The organism is Ottowia oryzae, assembly GCF_003008535.1.
GTDB lineage: Bacteria > Pseudomonadota > Gammaproteobacteria > Burkholderiales > Burkholderiaceae_C > Ottowia > Ottowia oryzae.
On the sequence record NZ_CP027666.1, the window covers coordinates 1,368,921 to 1,384,040 of the forward strand.

The following is a 15,120-nucleotide window of genomic DNA, read 5'->3' on the forward strand; positions in this document are numbered from 1 at the left end:
TGACGCGCTTGACGCCCTGCGCCCTCAGCGCGCCCCTGCGCCCTCAGCGCGCCCCCGCGCCCTCAGCGTGCCCCGTTCCCGGCCGCGCTGGGCACCCGTGGCTTGCGGAAGATCAGCACATTGCCCGCCATCACCAGCAGCAGGCCGGCGATCGCGGGCGGCGTGAAGCGATAGCCCTCCACCACTGAAGAGATCGACAGCGCCACCAGCGGAAACAGCACCGTGCAGTAGGCCGCCCGCTCCGGCCCCAGGCGCCCCACCAGCATGAGGTAGGCGGTGAAGCCCACCACCGACCCCGCGGTGGCCAGATACAGCCACGCCCCAACGTAGGTGGGTGAAAAATCGAAAGCCGGCGAAACCCCGGCCAACAGGCTGCCCACGGCCAGCACCACCGCGCCCCAGGCCATGCCCCAGGCGTTGGTCAACGCGGGCTTCTCGCCCAGCGACTGCAGGCGGGCCGACAGCAGGTTGCCGCACGAAAAGCACAGCGTGCCGCCCAGCGCCCAGGCCAGGCCCACCGCCGTCTGCGGGCTGGCGCCGTGGCCGGCGATCTCCGGCCAGAACATGGCCGTCAGGCCCAGCAGCCCCACGGCGCCGCCGCCCAACACCGGCGCCGTCAGCGCGCGCCGGAAAACCAGCCGCGCGCCCAGCGCGTTCCACAGCGTGGACGTGGAAAACACCACCGCCACCAGCCCGCTGGGGACGTAGCGGCTGGCGTTCATGAAGCAAATGAAGTTCACGCAGAACAGGCAGATGCCCTGCGCGCCCACCAGCGCCCAGGCGGCGCGCACCGGCACGCGCAACTGGCGCCGGGCGATCAGCCACGCGAAAAGCACCAGCGCCGCCAGCGCAAAACGCCAGACGATCGACCAGACGATGGGCACCGCGCCCAACTGCAGCTTGAGCGCGATCCAGGTGCTGCCCCAGACGAGCACCGTGGTGATGTAGAGAAAAGCGGTCATGGTGCGGCAGTGTCGGCGCGCCGGTGCGCGGCCAGTTGCACGTTTCTGCGGTTTGTTGCGCTGCCCCGGCGGCGCGGCGGCGTGCGGGGGTACATTCGCCAGTTCCACGCCGTCGAACCTGCCCACACCTGCGCACGCGCCCAGCCCAGCGTGCCGCATCGACGAGGTGCTGGCCCGCTCCAACGCGCGCCTGCATCGCCGCGCGGCCCTGGGCGACGGGCTGTCGGTAGCACTGTGGTCCAACCAGCGCGACGCCATGCGCTACCAGCCCACGCACCACACCCTGTCGCTTTATCTGCAGGGCGGCCAGGGCACTTTCCGGGAGGATGCGCCCCAGCAGCGCGGCGCGCCGGGCAAGCTGTGCCTGATGCCCGCCGGCCACGTCGTCGATTGGGTGGTGGGCGAGCAGCAACAGTTCCTGCACCTGTACTTCGCCCCTGAGCGCCTGGGCCCGCTGGCGCTGCGCCTGCTGGAGTGTGAGCCGCGCGAGGTGGCGCTGCCCGAGCTGAACTTTGCCGATGACCCGGCGCTGGCCCGCCTGCTGGCGGCCATGGCGGCGCTGGACTGGGCGACGCCCACCTCGCGCCTGCGCGCCAACGAGTTCGGCCACGCCGCGTTGGCGCAGCTGCTGATGGCGCACAGCCGGCGGGTGCGGGGCGTGCTGATGCGCGGCGGCCTGGCGCCGTCGCTGCGCCGCCGGTTGGCCGACTGGTTGCAGGCGCGACTGGCCGAGCCGGTCACCGTGGGCGAGATGGCGGCGTTCTGCGCCCTGTCAGAACACCACTTCGCGCACGCGTTTCGTATCTCGTTCGGCTGCGCGCCGCATGCGTGGCTGGCCGCGCAGCGCCTGGAACGCGCGGCCGATCTGCTGCGCGGGCCCCATCACCAAGCAGGGCTGGAGGCGGTGGCGGTGGCCAGTGGACACGCCAGCGCCAGCCACCTGGTTCGCCGCTTTCGCGCCGCGCGCGGGGTCACGCCGGGGCAATACCGCGCCGCAAGCCGGGGCTGAGCGCGTTGCCGCCATAAAAAAAACCGCAGCCTGAGCTGCGGTTCTTGAGGGGTGGCGCGGGGCTGGCTCAGGCGTACTCTGCCAGCGCAGCTTTCATCTTCTTCATGGCCGCCACCTCGATCTGGCGGATGCGCTCGGCGCTCACGCCGTATTCGGCCGCCAGTTCATGCAGCGTCATGCCGCCCGAGCCGTCGTCGTTCACATTCAGCCAGCGCTCGGTCACGATGCGGCGGCTGCGCTCATCCAGGCTTTTCAGCGCCGTGGCAATGCCTTCGGTGGCCAGCGCGTCGCGCTGGGCCGATTCGATCATCGCCGTGGGCTCATGGTGCGCGTCCGACAGGTAAGCGATGGGGCCAAAAGCCTGTTCGCCATCGCTGTCTGCGGGCGTCGGGTCCAGCAGCACGTCGCCGCCAGACAGGCGCGTTTCCATCTCGCGCACTTCCTCGGGCTTGACGTTCAACTGCGTCGCCACCACGTCGATCTGCGCATCCGTCAGCACATCGCGGTGGGTGATGTCGGCTTCGGCGTCCTCGGCCTTGAAACCTTGCTTCATGGACCGCAGGTTGAAGAACAGCTTGCGCTGGGCCTTGGTGGTCGCCACCTTCACCAGGCGCCAGTTCTTCAGGATGTATTCGTGAATCTCGGCCTTGATCCAGTGCAGGGCGTAGCTGACCAGGCGCACGCCTTGGTCAGGGTTGAAGCGCTTGACGGCCTTCATCAGGCCGACGTTGCCTTCCTGAATCAGGTCGGCGTGCGGCAGGCCATAGCCCAGGTACTGGCGCGAGGTGGAAACCACCAGGCGCAGGTGCGACAACACCAGTTTGCCGGCGGCTTCCAGGTTGTCGTCATCGCGCAGCTCGCGGGCAAAGCGCTGCTCTTCCTCTTGGGTAAGCATGGGCAGCCGATTGACGGCGGTGATGTACGCATCCAGGTTGCCCAGCGGCGGAACGACGGCCCACGGATTGGCCAGCGCTACAGCGCCAGAGCTGGAGGCGGTATCCATACGGGTCATCTTGGAATGTCCTTTCATATTGCTCAGGTAATCTTAGCACTCTCTTCGATTGAGTGCCAAAGCGAAAGTTCCGTGCCCAGAGGGAGTATTGGCTGACAAAGCTGCTGTGCCGGTCGGTTTGCAGAATCAGGCTGAAAACCATTGAATATCAAAGACTTAACAGTCTGGCCGGCGGCGCCTGCCTTGCAGGAAGTCCACTTGCGCTCTAGGGCATTGCTGCATTCTTGCGGTGTGGCGAGCGCTGGCGTGTAGGCGGTTGCCGCGCTCGCTCGTCGCGCCGTTGCGCGAACGGGGTCACATTGGGCCGGTGCAGAGCTGGACTAGCTGCTTCCGCGCGGGCCAGGCGCGGGCTTGTGGGCCGGGGCCGCGCGTTTCGCCCTGAAGTGCACGGCTGCAGCGGAAGCAATTCGCTATGCAAAATATAGCTGCTAGCGCTGCACTCACCTGCGCTGGAGCCCATTTTCTTCAATAGCGATTGGAGAAGTTGGCGCTGATGCGCTGGCGCAGGTACTCTGCCCCGGTGATCGGTGGGTACTTCTTCCCGGGCCCTTCGATGACAGCGTCTTCATTGGCCTGGCAGAAGAAAGCCAGGCTGTAGCGGGCGCCCTGGTATTCATGCGGCAACGGGTTGCGCACGCGATGGAAGTTGCTGGGCAGTTGGTCGTCGCTCCAGCGGGTGAGCATGTCGCCGATGTTGCAGGTGATCACCCCTTCGGCCGGCTCCACGCTGGTCCATTGGCGGCCCTCAGCTTCCTTGCCCGGCAGCACCTGCAGCCCACCCTGGCCGGGGCGCTGGAAGAGCAGCGTGAGGCAATCGAAGTCGGTGTGCGCGCCTGCCCGCCATAAGCCCAGCTCGTCCTTAAGTGCAGGGTCGACGGCAAAGTAGTGCAGCATGCGCAAGGTGCTCTGGTAGCTGGGCAACTGCGGGTCGTGGGCCCGGGTGAAGAATTCGGGGTCGAAGCCCAGCTTGAAAGCAAAGCACGAGAGCAGGCGCATCCCCACTTCCCAGCACTGGCGCTCAAACGCCAGCGTGGCCGCCTGGAAGCCGGGCAGTTCCGCCTCGCTGGGCCACAGTCCGGCCATGCGCGGGCGGGTGATCTGATAAGACTCTTTCTGGTCGGGGGTGCGGGTAGATGGGCGGATCTGCGCCTTGTGTTCCCACCCAGCGTTGCGCGCCAGGGGCCACTGGGCCTTGGTTTCGGCGGGTAGATCAAAGAACGCCTCGGCACGCTGAAAGGCGGCGCGGATGTCCTCCACGGGAATGCCGTGGTGCGTCACCTGAAAGAAGCCGATATCGACCGAGGCGCTCCAGAGCTGCTCAGCGATTTCCTCCTTGCGGCGAGCGAAGTCCGAAATGTCGATGCGGCGCACTTCGCGAGCGGAGGTTTCGCCGTCCATCGCGCCGCCCATGCGCGATTCTTTTTCCAGCTCACCCAGAACGTCGGGGGCTGCGGAGGGTTCGTAAACAGAGGGTGAGGAGCTTGGCATGGTGATGACCTTACGTGGTGCGGGTGAACCATGGCCCATGGCAGACGGATGGCGCGCGTGACATGAGCCGCTTGAAGGAACCAGGGCCGCAGTGATGGTCTGCCGGCTTTCCTTCCGGAAAGTCGCGGTACGCACTTCGGCCCACTTCAAGAGCAATGACCCGCCAAGCCGGGCACGCTGGGCGCCTGGCTGGGGCTGAACGCTTCTACTCTCAGCTCTCGTCTCAAGCAATTTGCAGACCAGGCTTGGCCGTGCATGTGGCGCTTTGACGCGTGGCCTGCGTACGGCCGTAGCCCCAAGCGAGGGCGCAGGTGCACCGACGTGGGTGGGCGCTGCACCACAACAAGGCCGGTAGCACCGGCATGCCAGGTCAGTTCAGGGGCCCGCCAGGGCATGGCAACGCCGAGCGGGCGTGCAGATCTTTCGGCACGCGACTTGCGTACCGTGCGTATTGAGTAGAAGCGTTCAGCGCCTGCGGCCGACGGTGGCAGGCGCCCGGAAATTGCTCAGTTCGCACCGATTCGCCGGCGGCCATCGTCTGCGCGTCGGGCCTGTTGACTGAACCCGAGCCCTTGCCATGCAACGACGCCACTTTCTCAGCACCTCCCTTGCCTCCACCTGCGCCACGCTGATGGGCACCAGCATCATGGCCCCCGCCGTGCATGCCCAGCCCCTGACACCCCTGAAGTTCACCCTGGACTTTCGTATCACCAGCCAGACTTCGCCCTTTTTCCTCGCGCAGGCCAAGGGCTACTACAAAGATGAGGGGCTACAGGTCGATATCGACGTGGGCTCCGGCTCGGTCGCTTCGATCATGCGCGTGGCCAGCGGCGTGTACGACCTGGGTCTGGGCGACATCAGTTCCCTGGTGGAGTTTCACGCGCAGAACCCTGAAACGCCTGTGCAGGCCATCTACCAGTACTACAACCGCGCGCCCTTCGTCATCATTGGGCGCAAGGATCGCGGCATTACCACCGACTTCCGTTCGCTCAAGGGCAAGAAGGTGGCGGCGGCGGCCGTGGAGTCCACGCGCCGCAGTTGGCCCATGGTCGCCAGGGCGCTCAAGATTCAGCCGGATCTGTTCGAGTGGGTGACCACCGATTTCAGTGCGCGCGATAACGTGATGGTTCGCGGCGACGTGGATGCCGCCACCTACTTCCACGACTCGGCGGTGTCGTTGTTTGCGCGCATGCCGCCCAAGGATCTGTCGGTGCTCGAATATGCCAAGACCGGCCTCAACCTGTACGGCAACGCCATCGTTGCAGGCAAGCTGCTGCGGGACAAGCCCGATGTCGCCAAAGCCTTTCTGCGTGCCAGCAACCGGGCGCTGCGCGAGACACTGGCCAATCCCGAGGCCGCGCTGGCCGCCGTGAAGGCGCGCGAGCCGATTCTGAACACCGATGTCGAGCGAGAGCGCTGGGCGATCACGCGCCAATATCTGCAGACCGCAGAAACTCAGGCCATCGGTCTAGGTGCCGTGCAACCGGCTGTGCTGACCAATCAGATCAACGAAGTGGCGACCGTCTTTGGCCTGGCGCGCAAGCCCACGCCGGATCGCGTCTTCAACCCCGCGTTCTTGCCCGCAGCCGCCGACCGCAAGGCTGCCGCATGAGCGCCCAAGGTGAAGTCCCCATGGGCCTTCCGCAGGAAGTCGCGCTGAGTGAGCGCGATGGACAGTACCTGCTTCATGCCATTGCCATGGCGGACAAGGCCCGCGAGCGTGGCAACCGGCCGTTCGGTGCGGTGATCGTGGCCGCAGACGGCCAGGTGTTGGCGCAAGCGTGGAACGCCACGGCCGAAACCGGTGATTGCACTGCGCACGCCGAGACCTCGGCCATCCGAATGGCCAGCCCGAGCCATAGCCGCGACGCGCTGGCCACCGCCACGCTGTACTCGTCTGGCGAACCCTGCGTGATGTGCGCGGGCGCCATCTATTGGTCGAACATCGGCCGCGTGGTGTACGGCATCGACGCGGTGCGGCTGCGCGTGTTTCGCGGCGAGCGGCTGGATCAGCGCGATGCCGAGCTGTCTTGCCGCGACGTCTTCGACGCCTCGCCGCGCGCCATTGATTGCCTGGGTCCCGCGTTGATCGCGCAGGCCAGCGCATCGCATCAGGGCGGTTGGAAGGCGTGAAGCCGCCTCTGCGGCCTCGGTGGAGGCGCAAGCGGTTTCGAAGGTCGCTGGCGCGCCTCTTGCGCGCCGCGCGGCCCCGCTCGGATTGGCCTGCCCGCCAAGCTCTGCAGGTTCAAGACGCTCGCGCGGGCCGCCGTTGGATGGCCGAACAGGCGGCCTCAGGCCCTGGCCGCGTTGCCGCTTTGCAGCGCCAGGCTCAGCTGCACCGTGCAGGCGTCGCCGGGGGTGGGTTGTTCGGTGAAGCCCAGGCGCCGGCCCAGCGCGCGCATGCCTTCGTTTTCCGCCAGGATGGTGGCGACCAGGCGCTGCGTGCCGGCAGCGCGCTGGTAGGTGATCAGCCGCTGCAGCAGCAAGCGCCCCAGGCCCCGGCCCTTCAGGTCGGCGCGCAGGATGATGCCGAACTCGGCCTGCACATTGTCCGGGTCGGCAATGGCACGCGCCACGCCCAGGGTTTGCGGGGTGCCGCTGGCGTCGTCGGCGGTGGCGATGAAGGCCATTTCGCGCGTGTAGTCGATCTGCACGAGGCGGGCCAGCTCGGTGCGCTCCAGCCGTGGGCGGCTGTGGAAGAAGCGCATGCGCATGTCGTCGGGGGCCAGCGCGTCGATAAAGGCGCGGTGCGCGGGCTCGTCTTCTGGGCGCACCGGGCGGATGGTGATGCGCCGGCCGTCCCATTCCAGGGTTTCGCTCAGGCCCGACGGGTACGGCTGAATGGCGAAATGCCGCGCCCCCGCAGGGCACGCGGCGCTGACGCGCACGCGCGCGTCCAGCGCAATGGCGCCCTCGTGGTTGACCAGCAGCGGGTTGATGTCCAGCTCGGCCAGCTCGGGAATGTCCGCCAGCAGTTGCGATACAGCTTCCAGCGTTCGCACCACCGCGTCTTCGTCGGCGGGTGGCACGTCGCGGTAGCCCTTGAGCAGGCGCGCCACGCGCGTGCGGCCGATCAGGGCGCGCGCCAGCGGGGTGTTCAGCGGCGGCAGCGCCGTGGCGCTGTCCTTCGTCACCTCGACCGCCACGCCGCCCTGGCCGAACAGGATGATGGGGCCGAAAACGCGGTCGATGCTGGCGCCGATGATCAGCTCTTGCGCCTTGGCCAGCTTGACCATCTGCTGCACGGTAAAGCCCTCCAGACGCGCCTTGGGGTGCACCTTGCGCACGCGGTCGAGCATGCTGGTGGCGGCGTGCCGCACATCGGCAGCGTCTTGCAGGTTGAGCGCCACGCCCCCCACGTCGGACTTGTGGCTGATGTCTTCCGAAAGGATCTTGAGCACCACCGGAAAGCCGATGCGCGCGGCCTCATGCGCGGCGGCTTCGGCGTCGGCCGGCACGGTGCGGGTGGCCACCACGGGGATGCGATAGGCCTCGCACACGGCCTTGGCCTCGGGCTCGGTCAGCATGTCGCGCCCGCTGGCCAGCACTTGCTCGACGATGGCGCGCACGCGGGCTACGTCGGGGGCAGCCTCCGTGCCCGCACCGGCGGGCGGCGCTTGCGTCAGTTGCGCCTGGTTCTGGGCGTAGCGCTGCAGCATGCCGATGGCGGCGACGGCCTGTTCGGGCATGTCGTAGCAGGCGATGCCCGCGTTCACAAAGATCTGGCGCGCCTCGGCCACGGCGGGCCCGCCAATCCAGCTGGCGACCAGCGGCAGGGGCGGGCGCCCAGGCGGCAGCACGACAGGCACCATCGCGCGGGCGATGTCGGCCGATGGCACGATCGCCGTGGGCGCCTGAATGAACAGCAGCGTGCCCGTGGGCTGCGGGTGGCGCGCCAGCACCTGCAGCGCATCCACATAGCGCTGCGCGGGCGCGTCGCCAATGATGTCCACCGGGTTGTCGTGCGACCAGTTGGCGGGCAGCACGGTGTCCAGCTCGCGCACCACCAGCTCGCCCAGCGTGGCCAGCGGCACGCCTTGGGCGGCGCAGGCGTCGGCGGCCATCACGCCGGCGCCGCCGCCATTGGTCAGGATGGTCACGCGGTCGCCGATGGGGGCGCGAAAGCGCGTCAGGATCTCGGCCGCCAGGAACAGCTGCTCCAGGCTGTCCACGCGCAGCATGCCCGCGCGGGCGATGGCGGCGTCGTAAACCTCGTCCGAGCCGGCCAGTGCCCCCGTGTGCGAGGCCGCGGCGCGGCTGCCTTGTTCGCTGCGCCCGGCCTTCACGGCGATCACCGGCTTGTTGCGCGCGGCCGAGCGGGCGGCCGACATGAACTTGCGCGCGTCGTCGATCGATTCGATGTACAGCAGGATGGCGCGCGTTTGCGGGTCGTTGGCCAGGTAGTCCAGCATGTCGCCGAAGTCCACGTCGGCGTGTTCACCCAGTGAAACGAAGTGCGAAAAACCGATGTCGCGCGCCTCGGCCCAGTCCAGCATGGCGGTGACCAGCGCGCCCGATTGCGAGATGAAGGCCAACTGCCCGGGCCGCGCCGGGATGTGCGCAAAGCTTGCGTTCAGCCCGGCGTGCGGCGCCAGCAGGCCCACGCAGTTGGGGCCCAGGATGCGCATCAGGCGCGGGCGGGCGATGTCCAGCATGGCCTGCTTTTGCTCGGCCGACAGGCCCGCGGTGATGACCACCACCGCCTGGGTGCCGCGCTGGGCCAGCTGGCGCATCAGCTCGACCACGGTGGCCGGCGGTGTGCAGATCACGGCCAGCTCGGGCGCTTCGGGCAGCTGGTCCACGCGGGCGTAGCAGCGGCGGCCGTCCAGCTCTTTGTACTTCGGGTTCACCGGGTAGATCGCTCCGCCAAAGCCGCCGCTGCGCACGTTGCGCCACAGCGTGCCGCCGACCGAGTAGGCCCGGCCGGACGCGCCGATCACGGCGACGGACTTGGGCTGAAACAGCGAATCAAGATGGCGAGTGCTCATGTGCGTGCGTGTCTGTGGTTGCAGTCGAAAAACCCAGTGCTGCCGAAAAAGCGGATCGGCAGGGCGCCGTCCCCCCAACGTCTGGCCTAGGGTAACGCAGGAACGTGAACCCTTGCGGCTGGCCAGGTAGCGCCGCTGGAGACGGCGCGCAGCGTCGATGGGCGGGCTGGCCCCGAAGGCCCTTCGTTGACGCGGCGTTGCGCCCGAATCTTCAAATGAATTGAACTTTTTGCGCCGGGCCGAGCCTAGACAGCGGTTGGAAGCTTCCCCCGTCGGGGGCAAATACAAGAATGAGTTCAACACCATCCGTCACCCGTTCCCCAACCCCGCACGGCCGTTTCAATTCGGTCGCCATCGGATTGCACTGGCTGCTGGCGCTGGCGCTGGTCGCCGTGTTCGGCGTGGGCCTGTACATGAACGGCCTGCCGTTTTCACCGCAGAAGCTCAAGCTGATCAACTGGCACAAATGGGCCGGCATCACCATCCTGCTGCTTTCGGTGCTGCGCTTGCTGTGGCGCTGGACGCATCGGCCGCCCCCGCTTTCACCCCGGGCCGAAGCCGCCATGCCGGGCTGGCAGCGCTGGGCGCACCACGCGGTGCAGGCCTTGATGTATGTGCTGTTCCTGGCGGTGCCGCTGCTGGGTTGGGCCTACAGCTCGGCCGCGGGGTTTCCCATCGTCTGGTTCGGCGTGATGCCGCTGCCCGATCTGTTGCCGGTGGACAAGGCCCTGGCCGACACCATCAAGCCCTGGCACGGCTGGGCCGCTTTCACGTTGGCCGCGCTGGTGGTGGTGCACGTGGCGGCGGTGGTCAAGCACCAGTGGATCGACCGCGACGGCTTGATGTCGCGCATGTGGCCTGGCGGCTGAACCAGGGGCCGCGCCTTGGCGCCCCGCCCACGTCCTGAGCCAAGGCGCCCTCGGCCTCCATCTGGTTTTTCTTGTTGCAAAGGAATCGCATGTCGTCTTCATCCATTTCCCGCTTGCTGCCGGTCACCGCGCTGGCCTTGCTGGCCGCCGCGCCGGCTTTCGCGCAGCAAAAACTGGTGCCTGCCGAGAGCAGCGTGGGCTTCGTCAGCCGCCAGATGGCCGTGCCCGTGGAAGGGCATTTCCGCAAGTTCGACGGCCAGATCACCTTTGACCCGGCCAAGCCCGAGGCCGCGCGCATTCACCTGGCCATCGACACCGGCAGCGCCACGCTGGGCGTGAAGGAAACCGATGCCGAGCTGCCCAAGCCCACCTGGTTCAACGTGGCCAAGTTTCCCCAGGCCACCTTCGACGCCAAAACCGTCAAAAGCCTGGGCGGCGGCAAGTACGAGGTGGCCGGCCAGCTGTCGATCAAGGGCGCCGCGCACGACGTGGTGGTGCCGGTGCAGCTGACGCAAAGCGGCGCGAAGACCACGGCGGCCGGGCAGTTCAGCCTGAAGCGCCTGGCCTACAAGATCGGTGAGAACGAATGGGCCGACACCTCGATGGTGGCCGACGACGTGCAGGTCAAGTTCAAGCTGGTGATGACCGGCGTGGGCAAGCTGTAAGCGCGCCTGCCTGGACTTGTTAAGTATCAAATCTCCGTGTAGCGCAGCACCCACCAGCGCTGGCAGCTAGTGTTTTAGTAGCAACCCAACCCTGAAAGGAATTCTTCCCATGCGACTCCACACCCTGATCGCCGCCGCGGGCCTGACTGCCGTCGCCGTCGCCGTACCCGCCATGGCCGCCGACTACGTGACCGAGCCGACGCACACCCACGCGTACTTCGAGATCAGCCACTTCGGCGCTGCCGTGAACCGCGTGCGCTTCGACAAGGAGGAGGGCAAGATCCAGTTCGACCCCGCGGCCAAGACCGGCCACGTCGAGCTGACCATCGACGCCAGCTCGCTGAACAGCGGCGTGCCGCCTTTCGACGCGCACCTGAAGGGCGCCGACATCTTCGACGTTGAGAGGCACCCCACCATCAAGTTCGTCAGCACCAAGTTCCACTTCAAGGGCGATAAGGTGTCGTCCGTGGACGGCCAGCTGACCATCAAGGGCAAGACGCACCCGGTGACGCTCAAGGCCAGCCAGTTCGCCTGCTACCAAAGCCCGATGCTCAAGCGCGAAGTGTGCGGCGGCGATTTCAGCGCCACCATCGATCGCACGCAGTGGGGCCTGGACTACGGCATGGGCATGGTCGCTGGCAAGGAAGTGAAGCTGATCGCCACCGTGGAGGCCGTGCGGCAGTAAGCGCGCCGGGCCCCTGGACAGAACGGCCCGCAAAGCAAAACCCCACGGGCGCCAAGCCCGTGGGGTTTTTTCATGCCAGCCTGGCGCGGGCTTCATACCAAATTGCGTTCAATCCGTCAGAAACCGTTCGCACTGAGCTTGTCGAAGTGCATGCACCGCGCAGGGCTTCGACCCTTCGGCAAGCTCAGGACAGGCCAGGCTCAGCCAGAACGGTTCTTATATTTTTGAGGGCGGATTCGTATCAGGCGCGGGTGTCGCGCCGCGCCGCAGCCTCGGCCACCGCCAGCGCCGTCATGTTGACCAGCCGGCGCACGGTGGCGGAAGGCGTCAGCACGTGCGCGGGCGCGGCCGTGCCTAGCAACATGGGGCCGATGGTCACGCCGTTGCCCACGGTGATTTTCAGCACGTTGAACAGGATGTTGGCCGAATCCAGATTGGGGCAGACCAGCAGGTTGGCCTCGCCGGTGAGCGTGCTGTCTGATACGGCTTGGTTGCGCAGCGCCACCGACAGCGCGTTGTCGGCGTGCATTTCGCCGTCGGATTCGATGTCGGGCGCCATCTCGCGGAACAGCTCGCGCGCGCGCCGCATCTTCAGCGCCGCCGGGCGCTTGGACGAGCCAAAGTTGGAATGCGACACGAAGGCCACCTTGGGCGGCATGCCAAAGTTACGCACCTCGATGGCGGCCATCTGGGCGATGGCGGCCAGCAGCTCGGCGTCCGGGTCGTCGTTGACGTAGGTGTCGGTGATGAACAGGGTGCGTTCGGGCAGCATCAGCGCGTTCAGCGTGGCCAGGCCCGGCGCGCCGGGTTCCACGCCGATGATGTCGCGGATGTTGTCCAGGTGCGCGTCGAAGCGGCCCACCAACCCGCACAGCATGGCCTCGGCGTCGCCCAGGTGCACCATCAGCGCCGCGATGACGGTGCTGGAGCGGCGCACCGTGGCCTTGGCCGCCTCCACCGACACGCCGTTGCGCGCCATCAGGCGGTGGTAGGTCTCCCAATAGGTGCGAAAGCGCGGGTCGTCCTCGGGGTTCACGCATTCCACGTCTTTGCCCAGGCGCATGCGCAGGCCGGCCTTGGCGATGCGCGTTTCGATCACGGCGGGCCGGCCGATCAGGATAGGCGTGGCCAGGCGGTCGTCGATGGCGATCTGCGCGGCGCGCAGCACGCGCTCGTCCTCGCCCTCGGCGTAGGCCACGCGCTTGTTCTGCGGCGCCACGGAGTGGGCCTTGGCGTACACCGGGCGCATCACCATGCCGGTTTGGTAGACAAACCGCTCCAGGCTGATGCGGTAGGCGTCCATGTCCTCAATGGGGCGCGTGGCCACGCCCGATTCGGCCGCTGCCTTGGCCACGGCGGGGGCAATGCGCATGATCAGGCGCGGGTCGAACGGCGTGGGGATGATGTATTCGGCGCCAAACTGCAGGTCTTTGCCGGCGTAGGCGGCGGCCACTTCGGCGCTGGTTTCGGCCTTGGCCAGCGCGGCGATCTCGCGCACGCAGGCCAGCTTCATCTCTTCGGTGATCTTGGTGGCGCCGCAGTCCAGCGCGCCCCGGAAGATGTAGGGGAAGCACAGGACGTTGTTGACCTGGTTAGGGTAGTCGCTGCGGCCCGTGGCGATGATGCAGTCGGGCCGCGCGGCCAGCGCTTCTTCGGGGCGGATCTCAGGTTCGGGGTTGGCCAGCGCCAGGATGACGGGCTTGTCGGCCATGGTCTTGACCATGTCGCCCGTCAGCACGCCCGCGGCCGAGCAGCCCAGGAACACGTCCGCGCCCTTGACCACGTCGGCCAGCGTGCGCAGGCCCGTATCGGGCTGGGCAAAGCGTGCCTTGCTCTCGTCAAAGCCGCCTGCGCGGCCGTTGTAGATCAGGCCCTTGGAATCGCAGGCAAACACGTTGGCGGGCTTGACGCCCAGCGCCACCATCACGTCCAGGCAGGCGATGGCGGCTGCGCCCGCGCCACTGACGGCCACCTTCACGGCGCCGATCTGCTTGCCCACCAGCTCCAGCGCGTTCAGCAGCGCGGCGCTGGAGATGATGGCCGTGCCGTGCTGGTCGTCGTGAAACACGGGGATGTTCATGCGCTCGCGCAGCTTCTTCTCGATATAGAAGCACTCGGGCGCCTTGATGTCTTCCAGGTTGATGCCGCCGAGCGTGGGCTCGAGCGCCGCGATGATGTCCACCAGCTTGTCGGGGTCGCGCTCGGCCAGCTCGATGTCGAACACGTCGATGCCGGCGAACTTCTTGAAGAGGCACCCCTTGCCCTCCATCACCGGCTTGCCGGCCAGCGGGCCGATGTCGCCCAGCCCCAGCACGGCGGTGCCGTTGGTCACCACGCCCACCAGGTTGCCGCGGCTGGTGTATTCGGCCGCCTTGGACGGGTCGGCCTGAATGTCCAGGCACGGGTAGGCCACGCCGGGCGAATACGCCAGCGACAGATCCAGCTGGTTGGACAGCGGCTTGGTGGCGTTGACGGCGATCTTGCCGCGGGTGGGTGAGCGGTGGTATTCCAGCGCGGCTTCGCGCAGGGCCTTCTCAGCGGGCGAGAGGGGCTTGGTCATCGTGGTGTCTCCTGGCTGATTCGATGGCGGTTGTGGCGCGCAGCCCCCAGACGTGGGCGCGCGCAGCATGCAGACCGTCTCGCAAGCCTACTCCAAATCCAGGGGGCTTTCGGGCGCTCCGCAGGTCGCTTCGGTGAAGCGACTCAGCGGGCGGAGCAGATGGTGGTGCCCGCTGCGGCGCGGTACGCCACCCGAGGCATCAGCAGGAAGGGTTCAAGAATAAAAAGTGCCTCTAACGCAGGACGGTAGAGCGCTGGAAGCTATCAAAAAAAGAGTATTCATGACGACGGCGATGCCCGTCGATGCCCGTGCTGGGCGGTGCTCTTCAGGCGCGCCAGGGCCCGCGCCCGGCCGACCACACGCCCGCCATCAGCCGCGACAGCGCGTGGGCGGCGTCGCCCAGCGCGTGCGACAAGTCGCTGGCGGGGCCGCGCACCGCTTCGCCCAGGCCCACCGGGCGCTGCGCCTGCCAGGTGAAGGCGGCGTCGTTCGCGCTGGGGCAGCGGCTGGCCGGCTCGATCACCACGCTGGCGCCGGCGGGCATGGTCAGGCGTTCACCGGCGTGCAGGAACAGGTCGCCCTGCGGGCCGGCTTCGGTGCCGGGTTGCGGGCCGTCGAAGGTGATCCAGAGCGAGCCGCGCGCCACGCGCAGTTCGCCGGAGTGGCTGGCGCACCAGCGGCGGGCCTGGCCGGCAGCCAGGGCGTGCAGGCCGGGCGCCGGGGCGCGCAGGGCCAGGGAGGAAAGGGCGTCGGGTTGGGTGCGCATGGCAGTCTCCCACTCAAGCAAGGTTGGTCGTCAATCGGAAGGTGATGGTGCCGCCGCGTGCGTTGACAGTCCAATGAATTCCGGCCACGCTATTCATCCCGTTTTCGCATCAATCG

Annotated in this window: 12 protein-coding genes; 6 read left to right on the forward strand and 6 right to left on the reverse strand. The window is 67.5% G+C overall.

What is annotated here, in order from left to right; all coding sequences use genetic code 11:
* Positions 1 to 62: 62 nt before the first annotated feature.
* Positions 63 to 962 (reverse strand): DMT family transporter, encoded by a 900-nt coding sequence (locus C6570_RS06490; RefSeq protein WP_106702490.1) that lies wholly within the window; start codon positions 960 to 962, stop codon positions 63 to 65.
* Between the two features lie 52 nt (positions 963 to 1,014).
* Here C6570_RS06490 and C6570_RS06495 point away from each other — a divergent pair, with 52 nt between their 5' ends.
* A complete protein-coding gene (locus C6570_RS06495; protein WP_245896318.1) occupies positions 1,015 to 1,971 on the forward strand; it encodes an AraC family transcriptional regulator in 957 nt (318 codons plus the stop codon).
* A gap of 67 nt (positions 1,972 to 2,038) precedes the next feature.
* Here the strand turns inward: C6570_RS06495 and rpoH are convergent, their stop codons facing one another.
* Positions 2,039 to 2,974, reverse strand: a complete 936-nt coding sequence (gene rpoH / locus C6570_RS06500; RefSeq protein WP_106702492.1) for an RNA polymerase sigma factor RpoH — start codon at positions 2,972 to 2,974, stop codon at positions 2,039 to 2,041.
* A gap of 474 nt (positions 2,975 to 3,448) precedes the next feature.
* On the reverse strand, positions 3,449 to 4,471 hold the full coding sequence (locus C6570_RS06505; RefSeq protein WP_106702493.1) for an isopenicillin N synthase family dioxygenase: 1,023 nt from the start codon (positions 4,469 to 4,471) through the stop codon (positions 3,449 to 3,451).
* Positions 4,472 to 5,048: 577 nt separating this feature from the next.
* Between C6570_RS06505 and C6570_RS06510 the strand changes: the two genes are divergently transcribed.
* Complete coding sequence (locus tag C6570_RS06510) at positions 5,049 to 6,083, forward strand: ABC transporter substrate-binding protein (RefSeq protein ID WP_106702494.1); 1,035 nt, start codon at positions 5,049 to 5,051, stop codon at positions 6,081 to 6,083.
* Between the two features lie 20 nt (positions 6,084 to 6,103).
* Positions 6,104 to 6,604, forward strand: coding sequence for a nucleoside deaminase (locus C6570_RS06515; protein WP_211297686.1), 501 nt, complete (start codon positions 6,104 to 6,106; stop codon positions 6,602 to 6,604).
* Between the two features lie 158 nt (positions 6,605 to 6,762).
* Here the strand turns inward: C6570_RS06515 and C6570_RS06520 are convergent, their stop codons facing one another.
* The gene (locus C6570_RS06520) at positions 6,763 to 9,459 is read right to left on the reverse strand and encodes a bifunctional acetate--CoA ligase family protein/GNAT family N-acetyltransferase (protein ID WP_106702496.1); all 2,697 of its coding nucleotides are present in this window, start codon (positions 9,457 to 9,459) and stop codon (positions 6,763 to 6,765) included.
* Positions 9,460 to 9,749: 290 nt separating this feature from the next.
* On the opposite strand from C6570_RS06520, the gene C6570_RS06525 reads away from it, so the two are divergent.
* The 3 genes from C6570_RS06525 (at position 9,750) to C6570_RS06535 (ending at position 11,678) form a co-directional block, all read left to right on the forward strand.
* A complete protein-coding gene (locus C6570_RS06525; RefSeq protein WP_106702497.1) occupies positions 9,750 to 10,328 on the forward strand; it encodes a cytochrome b in 579 nt (192 codons plus the stop codon).
* A gap of 89 nt (positions 10,329 to 10,417) precedes the next feature.
* Entirely contained in the window at positions 10,418 to 10,993 is a 576-nt protein-coding gene (locus tag C6570_RS06530; RefSeq protein WP_106702498.1) for a YceI family protein, read from the forward strand.
* 109 nt (positions 10,994 to 11,102) lie between these two features.
* Positions 11,103 to 11,678, forward strand: a complete 576-nt coding sequence (locus C6570_RS06535; protein ID WP_106702499.1) for a YceI family protein — start codon at positions 11,103 to 11,105, stop codon at positions 11,676 to 11,678.
* A 241-nt stretch (positions 11,679 to 11,919) separates the two neighbouring features.
* Here the strand turns inward: C6570_RS06535 and C6570_RS06540 are convergent, their stop codons facing one another.
* Complete coding sequence (locus C6570_RS06540; RefSeq protein WP_106702500.1) at positions 11,920 to 14,238, reverse strand: NADP-dependent malic enzyme; 2,319 nt, start codon at positions 14,236 to 14,238, stop codon at positions 11,920 to 11,922.
* 325 nt (positions 14,239 to 14,563) lie between these two features.
* Positions 14,564 to 15,004: a DUF2917 domain-containing protein gene (locus tag C6570_RS06545; RefSeq protein WP_106702501.1), complete on the reverse strand. Its 441-nt coding sequence runs from the start codon at positions 15,002 to 15,004 to the stop codon at positions 14,564 to 14,566.
* Between the last annotated feature and the right edge of the window lie 116 nt (positions 15,005 to 15,120).